The sequence below is a fragment of the Flavobacterium notoginsengisoli genome (genome assembly GCF_014207905.1).
In the GTDB taxonomy this organism is placed as follows: domain Bacteria; phylum Bacteroidota; class Bacteroidia; order Flavobacteriales; family Flavobacteriaceae; genus Flavobacterium; species Flavobacterium notoginsengisoli_A.
The window spans coordinates 98,602-120,853 of sequence record NZ_JACHLB010000001.1 but is presented as its reverse complement, the minus strand read 5'-3'; the positions used below and the strand labels follow the sequence as shown (position 1 = coordinate 120,853).

The following is a 22,252-nucleotide window of genomic DNA, read 5'->3' as shown; positions in this document are numbered from 1 at the left end:
TGCGAAATTGTTAAGCGAATTTTTTCTCGATAATTCCAAGAAAACGTTCTGCGTAATCGTCTTTTCCTTCCCAATTATTGTAATCTGGTTTCACCATGTTTTCTATAAATTCTTGCGCTTCAGCATAAGAATCAAAAGTTAAAAGCTGGTTTAAAACTCGACTGTAATCTTCGGTGCTGTTTCCAAAAAGGTTTTTCGTAAAAGCAATTCTATCATTCAAATCAATATGAAAACCTCTTGCCAGTTTTTCATTCAAACTAACTGGTTTTGATTGTGCAGGAGTTTCAAGAATAGCAGTTTCAACTTTTTTTGCTTCAATTTTCTCTTCCTTTTTTTCTTCTTTAAAATCGTTTATTGAAGGAGTTTTAGCAGGAGGAATAGCTTCAAAACTATCTACTTTTACAAATTGTGCATCGGCATAATTTACACCAAAATCTTCAAACAAAATGGTCGGAATTGGAGCCGTTTTAGCTTTTGGCTCTTCTTTAACTTCGTCCTTAATTTCTTCTGTTTCTAATTCAAAAGCAGGTTTGAAATCTGGAATCGGTTTCAAATCATTTACAGTTGTAAAAGAAAGTTCGTCGATTTTATTTTTCGATTCTTCAATTTGCTCAATTTCTTTTTCAGCTTCTGGTTCAATAATTTCGGCAACAATTGGTTCAGTCGTTTCTTCGATTACAGGTTCTGCAATTTCAGTAATTGGTTCGGCAGCTTCAACAACTTCTGCTGGACTTTCTTCTGAAATTTCAGGTTCATAAGTTTCTTCAAGCGCAATTACTGTTTCTGCAATTGGAGCTTCATTTTCTAATAAAGTTGGAATAGTTTCTTCTTCTTTATCAAAAATCATTTCCAATTCTGAAGCAATATCGTTTTGCCCGATTGTTGGTTTTGCAGCATCAAAATTCTCTTCTACAAATTTTAATACCGCTAATTTCTCGTATAATTTCTGAGTTTCTAGGTATAATTGATTGATATCGGACTTGTTCTTAAGTTTTAAAATTCGATGTGCAATGCTGATTAAATCGGCTTCCAATTTTTTTTTCATAACTGTTGAAATTATAGTGAATAAGGTATTTTAGGGTATTTAACGTCTGAATGTCTCTATTCTCAAGGAAAATTCAAAAGATAATTTTTTATTTCTGTTAATAAGCTTTCGCTAATATTTGATTTGATAAAAATTTTCTACTTTTGAAAAAATGTAAAACAACACATTTTTACGTCGATTTATTACCAGTACAAAGTAATAAAAACTATTCATTTTTAAAGGCAGAAAAATACAAAATGTTTCTCGAAAATACAGTAAATCACAAAGAACAATTTGGGTGGATTGAAGTTATTTGTGGATCAATGTTTTCGGGTAAAACCGAAGAGCTGATTCGCAGATTAAAACGTGCTCAATTTGCCAAACAAAGAGTTGAAATCTTTAAACCAGCTATTGATACCCGTTATCATGACGAAATGGTGGTTTCTCACGATGCCAACGAAATTCGTTCTACGCCAGTTCCAGCAGCAGCTAATATTTTAATTTTAGCGCAAGGCTGCGATGTGATTGGTATTGATGAAGCACAGTTTTTTGATGATGAAATTATTACCGTTTGTAATGATCTCGCAAATCAAGGAATTCGTGTAATTGTTGCTGGTTTGGATATGGATTTTAAAGGAAACCCATTTGGACCGATGCCTGGACTTATGGCAACTGCCGAATATGTAACTAAAGTTCATGCTGTTTGTACTCGAACAGGAAATTTAGCAAATTACAGCTTTAGAAAAACCGCTAATGATAAATTAGTAATGCTTGGCGAAACCGAAGAATACGAGCCACTTAGCCGTGCGGCGTATTTTAATGCCATGAAAAAAAATCAGGAGAAATAACTTCTCGATTGAAACTTTGTTAAGTACATAAAACATGAGAAAATCGAATATTTTATTGTTGATTATCGTTGTCGCTGCAATTGCTGCGGCTGTTTATTTTCAATTTTTCCTTACTGAAAAAGAACAAGAAGTGAATACAGAAATAACTGAATTGGTAGCAAAATATAATAAAAGCTGTCCACTAAATATTCAGGAAGGCATGCGCTTAGATAGTGTAAGTTTACATGAAGAAAAAACAGTTCAATACAATTTGACATTATTGAATGTGGCAAAAGAAACGGCTGAAGTAAATGTTATAAAAGAAGAAATTGAAAAAAGTTTGGTTAGCACTGCAAAAGCAAATCCAGGGCTTCAAGTTTTTAGAGATAATGATTATACTTTGATTTATCATTATTCTGATAAAAAGAAAGTGTTTTTATTTGATGTGAAAATATTGCCAGATCAGTATAAATAAAAAATTAAGTTTATATGTTGATAAACCCGACGGATTTTTAAAATTTGTCGGGTTTATTATTTGTACGGATAAATATATTATATTTGTACGTATTAAATGTGTTAGGTTATGGATGCAAAATTGACACTCAAATTAGATAAAGATGTAATTGAAAAAGCTAAAATTTATGCTGCAGGACATAAGCATAGTTTGTCGCTTTTGATTGAAAATTATTTGAAAACAATTATTGAAAAAGATAAATTTGAAGAGAACAGAGAAATTAGTTCTTTTGTGAAAGGTCTGTCAGTAGGGAAAGGAGAAACTCCGGAGGATTTTGATTATAAAAAAGATCGTCAAAATTATTTATCTGAAAAATATAAATAATAATGAATTTATTTTTAGATACAAATGTCCTAATTGACTTAATTGATAAAAGAGAACCTTTTTATAATGACATTGCAATAATTGCTTCTTTAGCAGAAAATAAAAAGGTTAAATTGGCAACATCTTCTTTGTCTTTTGTAAATACGGTTTATGTAGTTTCCAGAAATGTAGACGAAAAGATAGTTTTAGATGCTCTAAAAAAGTTCAGAATTATTTGTGAAGTTTCTAATATTGATGAAATTGTTATTGATAAAAGTTTGATTTCTAATTTTAATGATTTTGAAGATGCGGTACAATATTTTAGTGCTGTGCATCATAAAAGCGAAATAATAATAACCAGAAATAAAAAGGATTTTAAAAATTCTGAGATTGTTGTTATGACACCTGCAGAATTTTTAGCAACAATATAAAAACAAACCCGACAGATTTCAAAACCTGTCGGGTTTGCTGCTTTAAATGAGCTTACATTTCTTATATGGTTCGAAGAAAATCTAAATCTTTTTTCTCATTCTCGCTACCGGAATATCTAATTGTTCACGATATTTTGCGATTGTTCTTCTAGCAATTGGATAACCTTTTTCTTTTAAGATTTCTGCCAATTGATCGTCTGGAAGCGGTTTTCTTTTGTCTTCTTCTTCAATAGTATTTTGAAGAATTTTTTTGATTTCTAAAGTCGAAACATCTTCACCTTGGTCGTTTTTCATCGCTTCTGAGAAAAATTCTTTGATCAATTTGGTTCCGTATGGAGTTTCAACATATTTGCTGTTTGCTACACGCGAAATGGTCGAAATATCCAAACCAACCATATCTGCAATGTCTTTTAAGATCATTGGTTTTAGTTTGGTTTCGTCACCATCTAAGAAATATTCTTCCTGATAATGCATAATCGCATTCATGGTTACAAAAAGCGTTTCCTGACGCTGTCTGATCGCATCGATAAACCATTTAGCCGAATCTAATTTTTGTTTGATAAACTGAACGGCATCTTTTTGTGCAGTCGATTTATCACGAGATTCTTTGTATGTCTGCATCATTTCTTGATAATCTTTTGAAACGTGCAGAGAAGGAGCATTTCTTCCGTTTAAAGTCAGTTCTAATTCTCCGTCTACAATTCTGATGGCAAAATCTGGAACTACATTTTCGGTAACTTTATTATTTCCTGTGAAAGATCCGCCCGGTTTTGGGTTTAGTCTTTCAATTTCGTGAATCGCTTTTTTAAGCTGTTCATTAGAAATACTGTATTTCTGTAGAAGCTTGTCGTAATGTTTCTTCGTAAAAGCATCAAACTGATTTTCGATAATGTCAATAGCTAAATCAACATATTCAGTTGGAGTTTTATGTTTTAATTGAAGCAATAAACATTCTTGTAAATCGCGTGCGCCAACTCCCGAAGGCTCTAGTTCGTGAATCACGGTCATCATTTTTTCGACCATTGCTTCATCAGTATAAATTCCCTGCGTAAAAGCCATGTCGTCTACAATATCCGGAATGCTTCTGCGGATGTAACCCATATCATCAATACTTCCAACAAGGAATTCAGCGATTTCACGCTCTTCATCGTTCAAAATAAAAGTATTCAATTGATTGATTAAATCCTGATGGAAACTAATCGGAGCCGCAAAAGGTGTTTCGCGCTCTTCATCGTCGCTGTAATTATTAACCTGAGTTTTGTAATCTGGCGTATCGTCGTCGCTTAAATATTCGTCAATGTTAATGTCGTCTGCTTCGATTCTGTCAGACTCATTGTCATCATAATCGTCGTAGTCGTCATTAGTATATTCATCAGCTTCGTAGTCGTCTTCTTTACCCGCTTCCAAAGCTGGGTTTTCGTTCATTTCTTCTAATAAACGCTGTTCAAAAGCTTGCGTAGGCAATTGAATTAACTTCATCAGCTGAATTTGCTGTGGAGATAATTTTTGAGATAATTTTAAATTTAAAAATTGCTTTAGCATAAAAAAAGGTGCTAAGATACTAAGGTGCTAAGGCACTAAGTATCTTATGTTGACGAATTAATTTCGCTTTTAATTATTTATTATTAAACTTTAAACCTTAGAATCTTAGTACCTCAGTACCTCAGTACCTTAGAGCCTCAGATTAGAATTCCGCGCTACCTGGAGTTCTTGGGAAAGGAATTACGTCTCTAATGTTTGTCATTCCAGTTACAAACAATACCAAACGTTCAAAACCTAAACCAAAACCGGCGTGCGTTGCAGAACCAAATCTTCTGGTGTCTAAATACCAGTATAATTCTTCTTGGTCAATTTCTAATGCTTTCATTTTTTCAACCAAAACATCGTAACGCTCTTCTCTTTCAGAACCACCAACGATTTCTCCAATTCCAGGGAAAAGGATATCCATTGCGCGAACAGTTTCTCTTCCTGGTTCTGTGTTGTCGTTCAAACGCATGTAAAACGCTTTAATGTTTGCTGGGTAATCAAATAAAATTACTGGACATTTAAAGTGTTTTTCTACTAAATAACGCTCGTGTTCTGATTGTAAATCAGCTCCCCATTCGTTGATGATATATTGGAATTTTTTCTTTTTATTTGGAGTTGAATCTCTTAAAATGTCAATTGCCTCCGTATAAGAAACACGTTTGAAGTTGTTTTCTAAAACGAAGTTCAATTTCTCTAACAAACTCATTTCGCTTCTTTCCGCCTGCGGTTTTGATTTTTCTTCTTCTAAAAGTCTTCCTTCTAAGAATTTCAAATCATCTTTACAGTTGTCTAAAGCGTATTTAATTACATACTGAATAAAATCTTCAGCCAAATCCATGTTGTCGTCAAGGTTGTTGAAAGCAACTTCTGGCTCGATCATCCAAAACTCTGCCAAGTGACGAGAAGTGTTTGAGTTTTCTGCTCTAAAAGTTGGTCCAAACGTATAAATCTGACCCAAAGCCATTGCGAAAGTTTCTCCTTCTAACTGTCCAGAAACTGTTAAGTTGGTATGTTTTCCAAAGAAATCTTTTTTGAAATCGATGTTTCCTTCTTCATTTTTAGGAAGATTATCCAATGGTAAAGAAGTTACTTGGAACATTTCTCCAGCACCTTCAGCATCAGCTCCAGTGATAATTGGCGTGTTTACATAAACGAAACCTTTGTCCTGAAAATATTTGTGAACTGCATAAGACAATACAGAACGCACACGCATAATTGCACCAAAAGCATTTGTACGTACGCGCAAGTGAGCGTTTTCACGTAAAAATTCTAAAGAGTGTTTTTTAGGTTGCATTGGGAATTTCTCTGCATCAGAATCTCCAAGGATTTCCAATTTGGTAACCTGAATTTCATATTTCTGACCAGCACCTTTACTTTCAACTAAAGTTCCAATTACAGAAACCGCAGCTCCAGTAGTAATTCTTTTTAAAGTCTCTTCTGGTGTATTTTCAAAATCAACAACACATTGAATATTATTAATTGTAGAACCGTCATTTAAAGCGATGAACTGATTATTTCTAAAAGTTCTCACCCATCCTTTTGCATTCACTTCCTGTAACGTCGTCGTACTGTTTAATAAGTCTCTAACTTTTGTGTGTTTCATTTTTATATATAATTGATATTAAATAATATTCGTTTTGAACAACTGCAAATATAATCGATAATAATTAATTTGGGAAGTTGAATTTTTTATAGAGTTTCTAATATTTCCATTTTTTGTCATTTCGACGAAGGAGAAATCTTCGTAAGAAACTCGACAAAGTTAGGAATTACCATGCGGAGCTACTTGCGGAGATTTCTCCTTCGTCGAAATGACAGACTTTTTTGAAAATTTTATTTCAAAAAATCATATAATCTAAAGGCAAATAGAAAAACACTTGCAATTATAAAAAATAACCAATATTTTTTTTGAGGTTTAAAATCTTCTCTATTTGTAGACTTTAAAATTATTCCAAAGCCTATTATAATTAGAGGTACGAATAATCGAAATATTTCCATCTTAGATTTTCTAGAAAGTAAAAAACTTATTTCTCCAAATTCTCCAATTCCTCTTTTCTTGTTTTCTTCTTTTCAAAAGTCAAAACCAATGAAGGCAATACTACCAAATTCGCAAACATTGCAAATGCCAATGTACAAGAAATTAATCCGCCTAAAGCGATTGTTCCGCTAAAACTTGATAATGTAAAAGTCGCAAAACCTAAAATCAAAACTACAGAAGTGTAAAAAGTACTAATTCCAGTTTCTCTTAAAGCACTGAAAACCGATTTCTTCACTTTTCCGCCACTTTGAAGTAAGTCATGTCTGTATTTTGCCATAAACTGAATGGCGTTATCAACCGAGATTCCGAATGCGATACTGAATACTAAAATCGTAGACGGTTTTAATGGAATTCCGAAATAACCCATTAATCCTGAAGTAATACAAAGCGGTAAAATATTTGTAATTACCGATGCCATTACCATTTTGAAAGAACGGAATAAATACAAAATCAAAACTGCAATGGTTAAAATCGCAAAAATCAAAGATTCGATTAAGTTGTCAACTAAGTAAGAAGTTCCTTTTTGGAATACTAATGCTTTTCCGGTAACGGTAACTTCATAACGATCTTTTGGGAAAATTTCATCGATTTTAGAATGTAATTTTTTCTCTACTTTCGCCATTTCATCTGTTCCAATATCTTTCATGAAAGTTGTGATTCTGGCATATTGTCCAGTCGAATCTACATAAGCTTTCATTAAGTTTTCTTTGCTGTTTTTAGTCGCATTTTTAGCATAACTTAAAATAAAAGTTTGCTCTTGCGATGTTGGCAATTGGTAATATTCTGGATTTCCGTTGTAGAAAGCCTGTTTCGAATATTTTACCAAATTCACGATTGAAACTGGTTTTGCCAATTCTGGAATTTCTGCGATTGTATTTTGCAATTCATCCATTTTACGAATAGTCGAAGCTTTCATAACACCTTTTTTCTTTTTAGTGTCAATCATAATTTCCAACGGCATAACTCCGTTAAACTCTTTTTCGTAAAATAAAATATCTTTAAAGAAAGAAGCGCTTTTTGGCATTTCACCAATTAAACTTCCCGAAACTTTCATTTGAGAAACTCCAATTACGCTGAAAACCAAAAGTAAACCGTAAACAATGTAAACGAATTTACGTTTTGTTTTAACTAAATTTTCGACCACATTCAATAGTGTCGAAATGTAAGTTTTAGTCAAGTGATATAAATGCTTTTCTTTTGGAAGCGCCATAAAACTGTAAATAATCGGCACAATGAAAAGTGTCAATAAATAAACAGAAATCACGTTGATTGAAGTTACTAATCCAAATTCAAAAAGAAGATCGTTTCCAGTAATCATAAACGTTGCAAAACCAATTGCTGTTGTCAAATTCGTCATCAAAGTCGAAACTCCAATTTTCGAAATAACACGTTGCAATGCTTTTGCCTGATTGTTATGCAATTTGATTTCCTGCTGATATTTGTTAATCAGGAAAATACAGTTTGTAATTCCGATTACAATAATAAGGGGTGGAATAATTGCTGTTAAAATCGTGATTTTGTAGCCAAATAATCCTAATGTTCCAAAAGACCAGATTACACCAACAATTAAGATACAGATTGAAATAAAAGTGGCGCGAAACGAACGGAAAAAGAAAAAGAAAATCAGTGAAACAGTCAATAAAGCTGCGCCGATAAACAATCCGATTTCGCCTTTCATGTCGTTGGCATTAATCGTTCTGATGTATGGCATTCCTGAAACTTTAAGATCGATTCCGGTAGTTTTTTCGAATTTATTGATTTTCGGAACCAGATTTTCAAGAATAAAGGTCTTTCTTTCGGCTGTATTTACCAGTTTTTTATTGATATAAATCGCAGAACGAACACTTCCGCTTTCTTTATTAAATAAAAGTCCTTCGTAAAAAGGTAAATTATGGAATAAATCGTTTTGAACGCTCTTTAAATAAGCTGGATCTAAAACCTTGCTTTGATCTATAAATGGAGTTAAAATAAATTTTTCGTTAACCGTATCTTTTTCAAGTTTTTTCAAATCATTTAAAGAAACCACTAAATCAACTTCTTTCGATTTTTTTAAACCTGTCATTAACTCATTCCAAGCGGCATAGTTTTTAGGTGTGAAAAAGTTTTTATCCTGAAAACCAATTACAACGAGATTTCCTTCTTCTCCAAACTTGTCTAAGAATTTTTGATATTCTTTGTTTGCGATATGTTCTTTCGGAAGCAAATTTGCTTCAGTATAAGTCATAGAAAGATTTTTCCATTGATAACCAAGGAAAATAGTTAAGGCAGATAGGATTACCAGAATTGTTATTCTGTTTTTAAGTATAATTCGGGCCAACTTCTCCCAAAATCCAACTTGAATAGTGTTTTTCATAAAATCTTTAAAAATGGTTGCAAATGTAGTGAAAAGTGCTCGAAATCATAAATAATCGATTGTATTTTACTTAATGTTAACACATATCTGAATGATGTTCTATTGTGAGAATTTTGTTAGTTTTTGTTATAGAATCAGTAGCTTTTCTCATATTTGTAGTGAATTTATAATGAAAAGGAAACAGTTTTTAGTTTTAAAATTTTCCGAAGTAATTCTAAAAATAGATATAATAATGATTAAAAGATGTTTGTTGTTTTTGATGTTTATTTTTTCATTTAAAGGAATTTCTCAAAAAATAAATTGTAAAGAAGTTCATACGGGTAAATTTGAGTTAAATTCTGAAATTTCCGGAAAAACAGAAATTTTAAGAACTGAAAAACATCAAATAGAAACCAATACTTTTATGAATGTAAAAGTTCAATATGATGTTTTTTGGCTTGACGAATGTTCTTATGAATTAAGAAATAGAAAGTTAATAAGTGGAACTTCTAAATATGCTGGTCAACCTACAGATGTTTTTAAGGTTCAAATTTTAAGGATATCGAATAATAAAATTTATGTGAAAACAAGCGCTAATTTTACGGACCAATCTTTTGAAAGTGCAATTGATATTATAAAATAATTCAAACCAGATTTATGCAGCAAAACAATACAACAACTTTTATTTTTCTAGCAATTTTGTTGCTTTTAATTGTCATTATTTGCTTTATGATTTATCAATTAATGCAAACCAAAAAAGCAAAAGAAGACGCTGAGAAAAGCTTTTACGCCTTAGAGTCTAAAGTAAATGATTTGCAGTTGGAAAACTTAGAGTCTAAACTAAATCCACATTTATTTAAGAATATTTTAAATTCGATTCAATCGCACGCTTATCAGACTTATTTTGCCTTAGATAAGTTGGCAAATGTTTTAGATTATATTCTGTACGAAAGCAAAAAGAAATTTGTGACGGCAAAAGAAGAAATTGATTTTGCATTGAATTTAATCGAAATCAATAAAATTAAAATTAGTCCACTTTTCGAATTGAAAGTTAAGACCAACATTAACCAAGAAGACAAATTGTACGACCAACCTCTTTTGGCGCCTTTAATTTCTATTGACTTAATTGAAAATGCTTTTAAACATGCAGATCTTCAAAGTGCCGATGCTTTTATTTCGGTAGTTTTCGAATTTAAAGACAATGCTTTCTTTATGACGGTTTCGAATAAAATCTCCGATAAAAAAATGTTGAAAAAGGAGCGAAGCGGTTTTGGACATGCAACTTTAGAACATCGATTACGAATTATCTACAAGAATAATTTCAAACTCGATAAGTTTGTAGAAAACGATATTTATATTGCTCATCTAAAAATTGATTTACTTGAATACAAAACTGAAATGCTTGCTTCTGGACGATGAACTTCCAGGATTAACGTACTTAAAAATGCTTTGTGAACAAATTCCAGAGCTAGAAATTGTAAAGACGTGTAATGATCCAGAGAAATTGCTGTCTGATTTTTCTAATTTGGATTTTGATTTATTGATTTCGGATATTGAAATGCCCGGAATCGATGGGCTTCATTTGGCTGAAAAACTGCAGGACAAGTTGGTGATTTTTTGTACCGCATACAAAGAATATGCCGCCGAAGCATTTAATATAGATGCTGTTGATTATATTACAAAACCAGTAAAATTAGAACGTTTGCAAAAAGCAATTGCTAAAGCTATGGAGCGTTTTGAAAAATCTGATTCTTCTAAAAAATTCATTCAGCTCAATACTGATAAAGGAAAAACGCTGCTTTACTTTAATAAAATTCAATACATAAAAACGGCTTTGAGCGATAGTCGAGATAAAACGGTTTTGCTTACAGACGGAAGTTTTTTGAATCTAAAAAATGTTAAATTTGATACACTTCTGCAAGAGTTGCCAGAGTCTGATTTTTGCAGGGTGAATAAAAAAGAAATTGTGGCCGTTAGAGCAATTAAGTTTTTCAATCATAACGAAATTGCTTTACATCATTTGGACGAAAATAATAAAAATACCACTTTAATTTTAAGCGAAACATATCGCTCTGAATTCTTAAAAAAAGTAAAAATCTAAACTTATTACAAAGTTTTTCGGTCTTGTTACATAGAGAGGAAATTAGCAGACCTTTTACTTTTTCACTTAAAACTCAGTTCTGATATTTGCGGCAATAAATCAAAAGAACGAGTTATGAATAACATTAAAAACTCTGTATTTTACATTACAATTATTGGCGGTTTTACGGCGCTGATATATTGGGTAATTTCAAAAGGTGCCGCATTAGAAGTGGGGCGCAACATCGTAAAAAAACAAATCGAAAGCAACCATTGGAATGACTTCCTAGATTCTATGGTTCATAATTTACAGCATCCCTTAGCTATTTTATTGGCTCAGATCGTAACTATTATTTTGGTTGCACGTTTATTTGGATGGTTTTTTAGAAAGATTGGCCAGCCATCTGTAATCGGAGAAATGATTGCGGGGATTGTTCTAGGGCCATCTTTAGTCGGAATGTACTTTCCAGAATTTTCAGCCGCTTTATTCCCAAAAGAATCTTTAGGAAATTTACAATTCTTAAGTCAGATTGGTTTAATTCTTTTCATGTTCGTTATCGGAATGGAATTAGATCTTAAAGTACTAAAAAACAAAGCCCATGATGCCGTTGTAATTAGCCACGCTAGTATTGTAATTCCATTTGCCTTGGGATTAACTTTGGCATATTTTATATATCACACTTTTGCCCCAATTGGTGTTGAGTTTTCTTCTTTCGGATTATTTATGGGAATTGCCATGAGTATAACTGCTTTTCCGGTTTTGGCGAGAATTGTCCAGGAAAGAGGAATGCAAAAAACAAAACTAGGAACAATTGCCATTACTTGTGCTGCCGCAGATGATATTACAGCTTGGTGTATTCTAGCGGTTGTAATTGCAATAGTAAAAGCGGGTTCGTTTACAAGCTCATTATATGTTATCGGTTTAGCGATTTTGTATGTAATTATAATGCTAAAAATCGTTCGTCCGTTCTTGAAACGTGTAGGAGATTTAAATTCAACTCGTGAAAGTCTAAATAAGCCTGTTGTTGCCATTTTCTTTATTACACTTTTAATTTCAGCGTATGCATCAGAATTAATCGGAATTCATGCTTTGTTCGGAGCTTTCTTGGCAGGAGCAATTATGCCAGAAAACAATAAATTCAGAAACATATTTATCGAAAAAGTAGAAGACGTAGCGATTATTGTTTTACTTCCTTTGTTCTTTGTGTTTACAGGTTTACGTACGCAAATTGGATTGTTAAACGATCCAGAATTATGGAAAGTGACAGGATTAATTATTGCTGTTGCTGTAGTTGGAAAGTTTTTCGGAAGTGCTTTGGCAGCAAAATTTGTTGGACAGAATTGGAAAGACAGTTTATCGATCGGAGCGCTTATGAATACACGCGGATTGATGGAATTGGTAGTTTTAAATATCGGTTATGATCTTGGCGTTTTGTCTACAGAGATTTTTACTATGATGGTTATAATGGCTTTGGTGACTACTTTTATGACTGGTCCGGCATTAGATTTTATCGGATTTATTTTTAAAGATAAAGAAACGGTCGTTCCGCAAGAAATTGGAAGTAAAAGCAAATACAAAATTCTGCTTTCATTTGCGACTCCAGAAAAAGGAAAAAAACTGCTTCAAATTGCCAATAGTTTAGTTAAAAAACAAGGAGATAATTCTGTTGTAACCGCTATGCATTTGTCTTTGAGTACCGAAATTCACTCTTTTGATGTAAAAGAACATGAACGCAAAATGTTGGTTCCCGTTGTTGAAGAATCGCAACGTCTGAATCAAAATATGGTAAGTTTGTTTAAAGTAACAAATGATATTGATACTGAAATAATAGATACAGCAAACCAAGGTGAATATGATTTATTGTTGGTAGGTTTAGGACAATCTATTTTTGATGGAACTTTGCTAGGAAAGATTCTAGGATTCACAACTAGAATTGTAAATCCAGATCGTTTGATTGATAAATTTACAGGAAAAGAAGGATTGTTTGAAAATTCTCCTTTTGATGAAAGAACTCGTCATATTATCGCCAAAACTAAAATGCCAGCAGGTATTTTTATTGATAAAAATTTAGAAGAAGTCAATCAGGTTTTTATGCCTATTTTTAGTAAAGAAGATGCTTTTTTAATTGAATACGCTAAAAAACTAATTAATAATAACGGTTCTCAAATAACGGTTTTAGATGCTGCAGGCGAGGTTAAAAACGCAAGAGATATTCAGGAAACCATTCGTTCTATCGAACAGATTGCACCGAATCATATTATGATTATGAATGATCGAACTATTAAAAAGGAATTTTTAGAAAGTCAGGATTTGATGATTATTAGTTTAGAAAGCTGGAAAAAACTAATTGAATCTCAAAGTATTTGGCTAAATAATACGCCTTCGGTTTTGATTTTGAAGCCATAAAGTTTTAGAATTTTCAATATAAAAAATCCCAAATTCCAAATGTTGTTGGAGTTTGGGATTTTCTGTTTCTCATAATTAATGAAGTTCAAATCTTTGTCAAAGTTTCAAACTTTGATAAAGATTTATTGCAAAGTATGTCATTTCTCCTTTCGGTCGAAATGATAAAACGTATTGTTTAAATTGGAATTTGGGATTTTTTTTAAAATTGGAATTTACTTTCTTAAAGTCCCAAATCTAAAACATAAGAAATCTTAACCGCAATATTATCTTCAAATTTCAACAATTGATTTGGTCCGTAACGGTAGAAACCTCCCAAACCAAAACCTTTGAAAATCTTATTCAATTCGATTCCTGATTCAAAAAAACCTTTATCTAATGTTTTATAATCTGGACCAACATGCTGTTCTGGATTTTCCATATGTCCATAAGCCATTCTAGTTACCAAAACCAAAGAGGGACGAACTTTTTTCATGATTTTAATTCGATCAAAGCCATGTTTAATTTGAAAAAACACATATTGACTTGAGAAAAATTCATTAAAAAACATCGTTTCAAAGCTGTTTCTTCCTGCAAAAGTAATACGTTGAATAACTGTTTCTTTGGTTAAATTGTTCGGCATCGTATTGTACAAGTGCGTAATCGGAACATCTCCGGTTGCATAACCAGCCTGCAAAAGCAAACTTGTTTTCTGGCCGTTTAGATATTTTTTTTCGTATTCGGTCTTAAAATCAATTTTACTGAATTTGAAATCATTTTCTAAAACATTAGGCAATGACTGCGTAAATTGAAATGTAAACCTCGGAAATCTTTTGTCAGATTCTGTTCTTCCGGTCGGAGTTTGCATATAATCACTAAATGGCGCCCAAACAATAGAAGCCATAGCTGTTGTCATTACATAGTGAGAATATAATTGCCCGTTATAATTAAAAAGATAATCAAATTTAGGTTCAACATACGTTCTAGCTAATTCGAAAACGGCTTCTGTTTTCGGAATAATTTTGGTCTGTACATTTGCTTTCCAAGCCGTATAATGGTAGAAAGTGCTAATGTTAATCGGTCGTGGATCGTAGATTTTGAATACACGTTTGTCGACGGCAAAAACGGTACTTGCAATTTCTCGAACGTCGTCTGTATAATAACCGTTTAGCCAAGTATTGGTATATTTATCTAATAAAACTCCAGAACCTACGCTATATTTAAAAACTCCATCTTTTGTTCCATAGGCGCCATAACCTTCAATCCTAAAGTTTTTAGAAAAACGGTCATTTGTAATTCCGCCCAATCCAAGTCGAAATCCTTCGTAATTATTATAACTGATGATTTTCTTTAAATCCAAATCGATTGGACCAATTGGATAAAAACCATTGATGATTTTTCGTCCAATTCCTAAACGTTTTTCGATTCGATTACTCACAGAAAGACTATCTAGCAATAAATACGTTTTCTGGCTTTTTAAATCTAGATTTTCTTTGCGATATGCTTCCCAAAAGTTTTCTGGTTTTTTGGCCGCATCGTCTTTAATTTCGATATAAAGTGAAGGGTTTTTTATCGGATTATTAGTGTTGACACGAATATCAAAACTATTGCTCTCAGAAATCAAATAAGTAAAATCGGAAGCGACTTTTTTTCTAGGTTCGAAATTCTCTTCAACGTCACCATCAAATTGAATCGTTCCTCCTAAAATTCTAATATCATCGTCGTTTTTTCCCTTTACAATTTTGAAAGTAGTATTGCTTTGAAACCATATTTTTTCTTTCGGAATATATTCAAATTCATGAATACCGCTAATGTCCAAAACGCCTTTAATTCGCATTACAGCTTTCGCGACAGCAAAATTTTCTTTATCAATATATAAAACACCTTCTAAGCCAGATGACTTTCGTTTCGATTTGTTTTTAAAATAAATCATGTAAGTATCGCGTCCGCGAATGCTTACTGTATCTAATAATTTATAATTGTAACTTGAAGGCGCACTAGTTGCAATTGGGTTTTCGTATTTCGTTTCAAACAATTCATATTTCGGATCATAAATAGAAATAGATTGTAAGTTGAAAGCCAGAACTTCATAGATTGGCTGTTTAAAACCAGCTATTTTTGTTCCAAGTACCGTTTCTTTTAATTTATGATTTCCGAATTGATATTGTGAAACTTTTTCCGTTTGAAACAAATGTTGCTTAGTTACAATTTCTTTGAATTTATAATCAGAAGAATCAATATTGATGATTTTTTTGTCTAGATCTTTATAAGATGCACTAGAATCTATTCTGCCATCAATTGAATCTGGATTAGCTGTAACAATAAGTTTATTATAGGTCTTGTATTCAAAATTGTTGAGTTTCTTCTGCGGATCATTAAGCGATTTGTTAGCAATAACTTTTTTAATAATCGTTAATGCCGGATTTTCGTTAGAAACAACAACTTCTTTTAAATCATCTGTCTGCTGCGCAAGAGCAACAGCATAAAAAGTTTTGCCCTTTAATAAAGCAATGGTTTTAGTCTGAAAACCGATATAAGAAACAGTAAGTGTATTTGCTGATGAACTGATTTTAAAAATAAATTTTCCATCAACATCTGTAATAGTGTTGTTGTTTTCAGAAGTTGTGATCGTAGCAAACGGAAGAGGTTTATTGTTCGAATCAGTTACGATTCCGTTTATTTGAATTTGCGCTTGAAGTGTAAGCGTAAAAAACAAAGTCAAAAAACAAAATAGCTTCATACAGAATGATATAGTTTCAAAAACGAAAAGATTTTAATTTTCGTATGCAAAAGTAGGAATAAAAAAATCCGTCTGGCAAATAAACCAAACGGATTTTTATTTTATCACAAATCTTACTTAAACTTTCATGATTTCAGCTTCTTTTAAAGCTAATAATTCATCGATTTTTTTGATGTAAGCGTTTGTTAAGTTTTGAACTTCTTCTTCTGCAGATTTACATACATCTTCAGAAGTTCCTTCTTTTTCTAATTTTTTAATGTCAGTATTTGCATCTTTACGAGAATTACGAATACCGATTTTAGCATCTTCAGCCTCAGATTTTGCTTGTTTAGCCAAATCACGACGACGCTCTTCTGTTAATGGCGGAACACTGATAATTACCATGTCGCCATTATTCATTGGGTTAAAACCAATGTTTGCAATTAAGATTGCTTTTTCAATTGCTTGCAGCATATTTTTTTCAAATGGCTGTAATGTAATTGTTCTAGCATCTGGAACACTAATTTTAGATACTTGAGAAAGCGGTGTTTGAGATCCGTAATAATCTACAAATACACCTCCAAGCATAGCTGGAGAAGCTTTTCCTGCACGAATATTAAGAAATTCTTTCTCTAAGTGTGCAATAGTACCGTTCATTGATTCTTCAGTACTTTCTAAAATAAAGTCTATTTCTTCAGTCATTTTTTTTTGTTTTCAGTTTTCTTTTTCAGTTTTCAGATCAAGTCGTTAAATGCGACTGTAAACTGTTACTGACGACTATATATGTACTACAGTTCCGATATTTTCGCCATCACAAATTTTCAGAAGGTTTCCGATTTTATTCATATCAAAAACAACGATTGGTAATTTGTTTTCTTGGCTTAAAGTAAATGCAGTTGTATCCATAACATTTAATCCTTTTTTCAGAACATCATCAAAAGTAATAAGGTCGAATTTTACTGCCGAAGCGTTTTTCTCTGGATCAGAATCGTAAACACCATCAACGCGAGTTCCTTTAAGGATAACATCAGCATTAATTTCGATTCCTCTTAAAACTGCTGCTGTGTCAGTTGTAAAATACGGGTTTCCAGTTCCAGCACCAAAGATTACAATTCTTCCTTTTTCAAGATGACGATCTGCTCTTCTTTTGATGTAAGGTTCTGCAATAGATTCCATTTTTAAAGCTGTCTGAAGACGAGTTTTCATTCCTTTATCTTCAAGAGCTCCTTGTAATGCCATTCCGTTAATTACGGTTGCAAGCATTCCCATGTAATCTCCTTGAACTCTGTCCATACCGGCACTTGCACCAGCAACGCCTCTAAATATATTTCCTCCTCCAATAACAATGGCAATTTCTACTCCTTTGTCGTGAATCTGCTTGATTTCATCTGCATATTCGGCTAATCTTTTCGGGTCTATACCATATTGTAAATCACCCATCAGCGCTTCGCCGCTAAGTTTTAGAAGAATTCTTTTATATTTCATGTGTGTGTCGCGTTAATTTGTGCAAATATAGACATATTCTGATTTTTAGAAATAATGTTTGCAAAAAATTAATTGAGCATATGAATTTAGATCAATAAAGATCTTAAATGTTATTTTATTTCTAATGTGATAAATGTCATTTCTTCGTCATTTCAAAAATTCGTATTTTTATATATCCTAAAAAAATAAAAATATGAAAAGCATCGTAGCCAAAGGATTGTTCAATAGTCATCCTTATATTGAATATAGAAAAATTGTAACCGATTTGTTGTCTGAAGGAAAATCAACAGGAAATGAACAATCGGAAAGTTTGACTAATTATTCGAAATTGAATGAAGCAAGAATGAACCGTTTGGAAAAAACAATTTCTATTTCTGATGAAGTTGCAACCAAACTTCAAAACTTAGACAATCATTATATTTGGCTAGTACTTTCTGAAGGTTGGTGTGGCGATGCGGCACAGATTCTTCCTATTTTAAATAAAATGGCTTTGGCTTCAAACAAAAAAATCGATCTTAGAATTGCATTTCGAGATGAAAACGATGAATTAATGAGTCATTATTTAACAAACGGCGGAAGAGCGATTCCAAAAATTATTGTTATCTGTAAAGAAGCTGGAATTGTTCGTGCCGATTGGGGGCCAAGACCAAAAGGAGCTTCTGAATTAATGGCAAAACACAAAATAGAAGTTGGACCAATTGACGAAAAAATAAAAACCGATTTGCAATTGTGGTATTTGGCAGATAAAGGAATTTCTGTGCAAGAAGAATTGCTTGAAATTATGGAGAATATAAAGTATAATCGACTTTAATTTTGCTTAATGTGTTGATAAACAAATTATTTCGTTAATAAAATTATCTTAAAGTCTTTTTATCTTGAATTGAATTTCGTATCTTAGTATTGCTAACCCACGTCTATTATAACTTTCTGATTTACTCTTTTTATTGGTGTTTATTTAATGTTTAACAATTAAAAGTACACTATTATGAAAAAGTTATTCGAAAGGTTTTATGATTTCTTCTCTCAATTTTTATTTGGAGGAAAAAATGTGCCTCACTATTAACTCAGGGAAATAAGTATGAAATAATTTTACTTATCAACTTTAGGAAACACGGCACATTACTCCATAAAAAAGTGATGTGCTTTTTTATTTTTACAAAGAATACTAATCTTCTTGAGAATTATAGCTAAAGAAATCTGATAAGGTTACTCCGAATGAAATTGAACCTATACTTTTTTGGTCGTAAAGGCGAAATCCATAATCGCTAACTTCGGCAAAAATGATAAAATCATCATTTCCAATACCAAGTTTAATCTTTTTATATTCTCCATTCAAATTGCCACGACCCAAGGCAAAACCTTTTCCGTATCCGGCTTGAAGCATAATTCTGGTTTCTGGACCTACTTTTGGACTTAAGCCTAAATTTAGGTATACTGGAACAGCGACAAGTTTGTCGTCCCACTTCCAGTCAAGTCCAGAGTGAATTCCGAGTGTAAGCCATTTTCTGTAATGAACTCCATAGCCTATTTTTGATCCTAAACCATTCGGAACCAAAAAGGCATTTGAAGAAGTTGTTTCGGGATAATAATAAGAATCGTCTCTATCTTGATTTCCTGTTATAGAAACGGCAATATCGAATTGTGTGTATGTAAATTTTGTTACTTGACCGTGAACAAATGAATTAAAAAATGAAATAAATGCAATAGTCAGTAAAATTCTTTTCATACAATTTTTATTTTTTTAGGAGTTCTTCTTCAAATAAAGTAATGTCAATTGCATTTTTAACATCGTATTCGCCAATTTTAGTACGGCGTAAAACAGTTAAATGCGAACCAGAATTCATTGCTTTTCCAAAATCAAAAGCGAGAGAACGAATGTAAGTTCCTTTAGAACAAACTACTCTAAAATCTACTTCTGGTAATGCAATTCTGGTAATTTCAAATTCGTGAATAGTTGTTTTTCTGCTTGCAATTTCTACAGTTTCTCCTGCGCGAGCATGCTCATACAAACGAACTCCATCTTTTTTAATCGCGGAAAAAATAGGTGGCTTTTGGTCAATTTCACCTAAAAATTGTTTTACTGTTTCAAGAATTAAAGCTTCATCTATATGTTCGGTTGGAAAAGTCTGATTGATTTCAGTTTCCAAATCATAAGATGGAGTAGTAGCTCCAATATAGAAAGTTCCAGTATATTCCTTTGCTTGACCTTGAAGTTCAGCAATTCTTTTAGTGAATTTTCCAGTACAGATTAATAAAAGTCCAGTTGCTAAAGGATCTAAAGTTCCTGCATGTCCAATTTTGAACTTTTTTGGAAGTCCAACTTTATTAATCAAAAGGTATTTTAACTTATTGACAGCTTGAAACGAACTCCATTTTAATGGTTTGTCAATCAATAAAACTTGTCCGTCTAAATATTCTTCAGGTGTCATTATATAATGGTAAGCGGATGAATGAAAAAGTGAATCAATAATAAAATGATTCCAGCAAGGATTCTATAGTAACCAAAAACTTTGAAACCATTTTTAGTTAAAAATCCGATGAAAGTTTTAATGGCTAAAAGTGCTACAATGAAAGCAACAACATTTCCAATAACCAACATATTTATTTGGTCGTGAGATAATTCGAAACCAGCTTTGTAATAATCGTAACATTTTTTTGCAGTTGCTCCTAACATAGTTGGGACAGCTAAGAAAAATGAAAATTCTGCAGCAGTAGTTCTTGATAATTTTTGAGACATTCCTCCAACAATACTAGCGCCACTTCTAGAAACTCCAGGAATCATGGCAAGACATTGAAATAATCCAATTTTAAAAGCTTGCAAATAGCTAATTTTTTGAGAAGTTTCGGCAGTGTTTGGAGTGTTGAACCATTCGTCAACTTTCAATAAAATGATTCCTCCAATTAAAAGCGAAATCGCAACGGTAACAGGATTTTCTAATAAACCATCAATAAAATCACTTAATAATAATCCTAAAACGACTGCGGGAATAAAAGCGACTAAAAGTTTAAAGTAAAAATCAAGTGTTTGAAAGAAACGTTTGAAGTATAAAATTACAACCGAAAGTATTGCGCCAAGCTGAATTACAATGGTAAAAAGTTTAGTGAAATCGTCATGTGCGATTCCAAAAAAAGAAGAGGCAATAATCATGTGTCCAGTTGAAGAAACAGGCAAGAATTCTGTAATTCCTTCAATAATGGCAAGAACAATAGCTTGTAATGTATTCATTTAGAATTTTAGATTTTGGATTTTAGATTTTAGATTTGTTCTTTCGCTTCGCTCAGATAATTAAAACCTTGAAATCTATTTATTTTGATTTTTTGAAAATAGAATAAATCGTGATTCCGAAACCGATTAATACAGTTGTCGGGGCTAAACGAATACGTCTAAAATTGAAAATTTCTTCGTTGAAAACATTTGGATCTGTACTTCCTCCGCCAGACATTAAAATAAATCCTAATGCAATTACGGCGATACCGATCAATAAAATTTTGTAATTGATTGTATCAAAAAGGAATTCCTGTTTTAGTTTTTGTTCTTGTGTGTTATTATTGTTGTTTTTCATTTTTTTTTCTGTTTGTCAGCCTGAGCGAAGTCGAAGGCCTTTTTTTATTGCTGAAAACTTAAAACTGCGACTGAATACTAATTAATAAAGATCGTCAGTTCTTAAATTCAAGAAACGTTGTGTTGCAAAATGCGTGCTTACCCAAGTAATTAAAACGCCTAATCCGAAAACGGCTAATAAAACCAATCCAATTAACGCTTTATCTTCTAAAATTCCTAAACCAGGGAAATTGCTTTCTACGTAAAGTAATAATGCAATCAAAGCAATAATTGCTAGTCCAGCACCAAGCATTCCTAATTTTACGCTTCTTGTTACAAATGGTTTACGAATAAAAGCTTTTGTTGCTCCAACCATTTGCATGGTTTTAATAATAAATCGATTAGAGTGTATCGATAATCGAAGTGAACTATTGATCAATAAAACCGCAATTACAGTCAAGAAACCACTGATAATCAAAATCCACATACTTACTTTTCTAATATTGTCGTTTACCAGATTTACCAATTGTTTATCGTAAACAATGTCAGAAACCATTGCGTTTTTACGTAAACGGTTTTCGATTTTTACAATACTGTCTCTTTCAACATAATCAGCTTTTAAGTGAATGTCGTATGAATTCAATAAAGGATTTTCTCCTAAAAATGTTAAAAAATCTTCTCCGATAATATCGGTATGCTCTTTAGCAGCTTTTTCTTTAGATACATAAACAGAAGAAAGTGCAAATGGCGCTCTTTTCAATTCGGTATTAAAAGCTTTGATAATACTATCATTTGCTTCATTTTTAAAGAATACTGTCATAGCGATTTTTTCCTTAAAATCATCTGCCAGTTTTTTAGAATTAATGATGAATAATCCCAGTACTCCCAAAAGGAATAAAACCAAGAAAACACTTAATACTACCGAAAAATAAGAGGAAATTAACCTGCGCTTTTGAAATTTATCAAAGTTAGAACTCATAGTCTGCTTAAATTATGTGGTAAAAATAATAAAGAATTTCTTTATTTAAAGTTATTAACGAACTTTTATA

General features: G+C 32.2%; 21 protein-coding genes. 9 read left to right on the top strand and 12 right to left on the bottom strand.

Features of this window, described 5'->3' with window-relative positions:
• Positions 1-10: 10 nt before the first annotated feature.
• The gene (locus HNP35_RS00515; protein WP_184159492.1) at positions 11-1,045 is read right to left on the bottom strand and encodes a hypothetical protein; all 1,035 of its coding nucleotides are present in this window, start codon (positions 1,043-1,045) and stop codon (positions 11-13) included.
• Positions 1,046-1,281: 236 nt separating this feature from the next.
• On the opposite strand from HNP35_RS00515, the gene HNP35_RS00510 reads away from it, so the two are divergent.
• The 4 genes from HNP35_RS00510 to HNP35_RS00495 all read left to right on the top strand — a co-directional run bounded on the left by HNP35_RS00510 (position 1,282) and on the right by HNP35_RS00495 (position 3,099).
• Positions 1,282-1,872 (top strand): thymidine kinase, encoded by a 591-nt coding sequence (locus HNP35_RS00510; protein ID WP_095928508.1) that lies wholly within the window; start codon positions 1,282-1,284, stop codon positions 1,870-1,872.
• 34 nt (positions 1,873-1,906) lie between these two features.
• Positions 1,907-2,326: a hypothetical protein gene (locus tag HNP35_RS00505; RefSeq protein WP_184159494.1), complete on the top strand. Its 420-nt coding sequence runs from the start codon at positions 1,907-1,909 to the stop codon at positions 2,324-2,326.
• Between the two features lie 108 nt (positions 2,327-2,434).
• On the top strand, positions 2,435-2,689 hold the full coding sequence (locus HNP35_RS00500; protein WP_184159496.1) for a DUF6364 family protein: 255 nt from the start codon (positions 2,435-2,437) through the stop codon (positions 2,687-2,689).
• Between the two features lie 2 nt (positions 2,690-2,691).
• Complete coding sequence (locus tag HNP35_RS00495; RefSeq protein WP_184159498.1) at positions 2,692-3,099, top strand: type II toxin-antitoxin system VapC family toxin; 408 nt, start codon at positions 2,692-2,694, stop codon at positions 3,097-3,099.
• 81 nt (positions 3,100-3,180) lie between these two features.
• Here HNP35_RS00495 and rpoN read toward each other — a convergent pair whose 3' ends face one another.
• From rpoN to HNP35_RS00480, 3 genes are all read right to left on the bottom strand, one after another.
• Positions 3,181-4,641, bottom strand: coding sequence for an RNA polymerase factor sigma-54 (rpoN, locus tag HNP35_RS00490; protein ID WP_184159500.1), 1,461 nt, complete (start codon positions 4,639-4,641; stop codon positions 3,181-3,183).
• 142 nt (positions 4,642-4,783) lie between these two features.
• Positions 4,784-6,229, bottom strand: a complete 1,446-nt coding sequence (gene asnS / locus HNP35_RS00485; RefSeq protein ID WP_184159501.1) for an asparagine--tRNA ligase — start codon at positions 6,227-6,229, stop codon at positions 4,784-4,786.
• Between the two features lie 421 nt (positions 6,230-6,650).
• Positions 6,651-9,017, bottom strand: coding sequence for an efflux RND transporter permease subunit (locus HNP35_RS00480; RefSeq protein WP_184159503.1), 2,367 nt, complete (start codon positions 9,015-9,017; stop codon positions 6,651-6,653).
• A gap of 169 nt (positions 9,018-9,186) precedes the next feature.
• Between HNP35_RS00480 and HNP35_RS00475 the strand changes: the two genes are divergently transcribed.
• From HNP35_RS00475 to HNP35_RS00460, 4 genes are all read left to right on the top strand, one after another.
• Positions 9,187-9,639, top strand: a complete 453-nt coding sequence (locus HNP35_RS00475) for a hypothetical protein (RefSeq protein WP_184159505.1) — start codon at positions 9,187-9,189, stop codon at positions 9,637-9,639.
• Positions 9,640-9,653: 14 nt separating this feature from the next.
• Positions 9,654-10,415 carry a sensor histidine kinase gene (locus tag HNP35_RS00470; RefSeq protein ID WP_184159507.1) on the top strand — a complete coding sequence of 254 codons (762 nt, stop codon included), beginning with the start codon at positions 9,654-9,656 and terminating at the stop codon, positions 10,413-10,415.
• Complete coding sequence (locus tag HNP35_RS00465; protein ID WP_184159509.1) at positions 10,378-11,097, top strand: LytR/AlgR family response regulator transcription factor; 720 nt, start codon at positions 10,378-10,380, stop codon at positions 11,095-11,097. The genes HNP35_RS00470 and HNP35_RS00465 overlap by 38 nt, the downstream gene beginning before the upstream one ends.
• A gap of 114 nt (positions 11,098-11,211) precedes the next feature.
• Positions 11,212-13,482 carry a cation:proton antiporter gene (locus HNP35_RS00460; protein ID WP_184159511.1) on the top strand — a complete coding sequence of 757 codons (2,271 nt, stop codon included), beginning with the start codon at positions 11,212-11,214 and terminating at the stop codon, positions 13,480-13,482.
• A 220-nt stretch (positions 13,483-13,702) separates the two neighbouring features.
• Here the strand turns inward: HNP35_RS00460 and HNP35_RS00455 are convergent, their stop codons facing one another.
• From HNP35_RS00455 to pyrH, 3 genes are all read right to left on the bottom strand, one after another.
• Positions 13,703-16,198 (bottom strand): DUF5686 family protein, encoded by a 2,496-nt coding sequence (locus HNP35_RS00455; protein WP_184159513.1) that lies wholly within the window; start codon positions 16,196-16,198, stop codon positions 13,703-13,705.
• A gap of 117 nt (positions 16,199-16,315) precedes the next feature.
• Entirely contained in the window at positions 16,316-16,879 is a 564-nt protein-coding gene (gene frr / locus HNP35_RS00450; RefSeq protein WP_184159515.1) for a ribosome recycling factor, read from the bottom strand.
• Positions 16,880-16,954: 75 nt separating this feature from the next.
• Entirely contained in the window at positions 16,955-17,662 is a 708-nt protein-coding gene (pyrH, locus tag HNP35_RS00445) for a UMP kinase (protein ID WP_184159517.1), read from the bottom strand.
• A gap of 193 nt (positions 17,663-17,855) precedes the next feature.
• Between pyrH and HNP35_RS00440 the strand changes: the two genes are divergently transcribed.
• Positions 17,856-18,473 (top strand): thioredoxin family protein, encoded by a 618-nt coding sequence (locus HNP35_RS00440; RefSeq protein ID WP_184159519.1) that lies wholly within the window; start codon positions 17,856-17,858, stop codon positions 18,471-18,473.
• Positions 18,474-18,827: 354 nt separating this feature from the next.
• Here HNP35_RS00440 and HNP35_RS00435 read toward each other — a convergent pair whose 3' ends face one another.
• From HNP35_RS00435 to HNP35_RS00415, 5 genes are all read right to left on the bottom strand, one after another.
• Entirely contained in the window at positions 18,828-19,388 is a 561-nt protein-coding gene (locus tag HNP35_RS00435; RefSeq protein WP_184159521.1) for a hypothetical protein, read from the bottom strand.
• Between the two features lie 7 nt (positions 19,389-19,395).
• Positions 19,396-20,091: a tRNA pseudouridine(55) synthase TruB gene (gene truB, locus HNP35_RS00430; protein ID WP_184159522.1), complete on the bottom strand. Its 696-nt coding sequence runs from the start codon at positions 20,089-20,091 to the stop codon at positions 19,396-19,398.
• Entirely contained in the window at positions 20,091-20,888 is a 798-nt protein-coding gene (locus tag HNP35_RS00425) for an undecaprenyl-diphosphate phosphatase (RefSeq protein ID WP_184159524.1), read from the bottom strand. The genes truB and HNP35_RS00425 overlap by 1 nt, the downstream gene beginning before the upstream one ends.
• Before the next feature lie 79 nt (positions 20,889-20,967).
• On the bottom strand, positions 20,968-21,225 hold the full coding sequence (locus tag HNP35_RS00420; RefSeq protein WP_184159526.1) for a DUF3098 domain-containing protein: 258 nt from the start codon (positions 21,223-21,225) through the stop codon (positions 20,968-20,970).
• Positions 21,226-21,306: 81 nt separating this feature from the next.
• A complete protein-coding gene (locus tag HNP35_RS00415) occupies positions 21,307-22,182 on the bottom strand; it encodes a cell division protein FtsX (RefSeq protein WP_184159528.1) in 876 nt (291 codons plus the stop codon).
• Positions 22,183-22,252: the final 70 nt, after the last annotated feature.

What these genes read in the sequence shown, in the direction of transcription:
- rpoN (WP_184159500.1), bottom strand. Translation starts at nt 4,641, where the DNA reads ATGCTAAAGCAATTTTTAAATTTAAAATTATCTCAAAAATTATCTCCA.
- HNP35_RS00435 (WP_184159521.1), bottom strand. Translation starts at nt 19,388, where the DNA reads ATGAAAAGAATTTTACTGACTATTGCATTTATTTCATTTTTTAATTCA.
- HNP35_RS00515 (WP_184159492.1), bottom strand. Translation starts at nt 1,045, where the DNA reads ATGAAAAAAAAATTGGAAGCCGATTTAATCAGCATTGCACATCGAATT.
- frr (WP_184159515.1), bottom strand. Translation starts at nt 16,879, where the DNA reads ATGACTGAAGAAATAGACTTTATTTTAGAAAGTACTGAAGAATCAATG.
- HNP35_RS00475 (WP_184159505.1), top strand. Translation starts at nt 9,187, where the DNA reads ATGAAAAGGAAACAGTTTTTAGTTTTAAAATTTTCCGAAGTAATTCTA.
- HNP35_RS00425 (WP_184159524.1), bottom strand. Translation starts at nt 20,888, where the DNA reads ATGAATACATTACAAGCTATTGTTCTTGCCATTATTGAAGGAATTACA.
- asnS (WP_184159501.1), bottom strand. Translation starts at nt 6,229, where the DNA reads ATGAAACACACAAAAGTTAGAGACTTATTAAACAGTACGACGACGTTA.
- HNP35_RS00455 (WP_184159513.1), bottom strand. Translation starts at nt 16,198, where the DNA reads ATGAAGCTATTTTGTTTTTTGACTTTGTTTTTTACGCTTACACTTCAA.
- HNP35_RS00460 (WP_184159511.1), top strand. Translation starts at nt 11,212, where the DNA reads ATGAATAACATTAAAAACTCTGTATTTTACATTACAATTATTGGCGGT.
- HNP35_RS00480 (WP_184159503.1), bottom strand. Translation starts at nt 9,017, where the DNA reads ATGAAAAACACTATTCAAGTTGGATTTTGGGAGAAGTTGGCCCGAATT.
- HNP35_RS00415 (WP_184159528.1), bottom strand. Translation starts at nt 22,182, where the DNA reads ATGAGTTCTAACTTTGATAAATTTCAAAAGCGCAGGTTAATTTCCTCT.
- HNP35_RS00500 (WP_184159496.1), top strand. Translation starts at nt 2,435, where the DNA reads ATGGATGCAAAATTGACACTCAAATTAGATAAAGATGTAATTGAAAAA.
- HNP35_RS00440 (WP_184159519.1), top strand. Translation starts at nt 17,856, where the DNA reads ATGAAAAGCATCGTAGCCAAAGGATTGTTCAATAGTCATCCTTATATT.
- HNP35_RS00505 (WP_184159494.1), top strand. Translation starts at nt 1,907, where the DNA reads ATGAGAAAATCGAATATTTTATTGTTGATTATCGTTGTCGCTGCAATT.
- truB (WP_184159522.1), bottom strand. Translation starts at nt 20,091, where the DNA reads ATGACACCTGAAGAATATTTAGACGGACAAGTTTTATTGATTGACAAA.
- HNP35_RS00470 (WP_184159507.1), top strand. Translation starts at nt 9,654, where the DNA reads ATGCAGCAAAACAATACAACAACTTTTATTTTTCTAGCAATTTTGTTG.
- pyrH (WP_184159517.1), bottom strand. Translation starts at nt 17,662, where the DNA reads ATGAAATATAAAAGAATTCTTCTAAAACTTAGCGGCGAAGCGCTGATG.
- HNP35_RS00495 (WP_184159498.1), top strand. Translation starts at nt 2,692, where the DNA reads ATGAATTTATTTTTAGATACAAATGTCCTAATTGACTTAATTGATAAA.
- HNP35_RS00420 (WP_184159526.1), bottom strand. Translation starts at nt 21,225, where the DNA reads ATGAAAAACAACAATAATAACACACAAGAACAAAAACTAAAACAGGAA.
- HNP35_RS00510 (WP_095928508.1), top strand. Translation starts at nt 1,282, where the DNA reads ATGTTTCTCGAAAATACAGTAAATCACAAAGAACAATTTGGGTGGATT.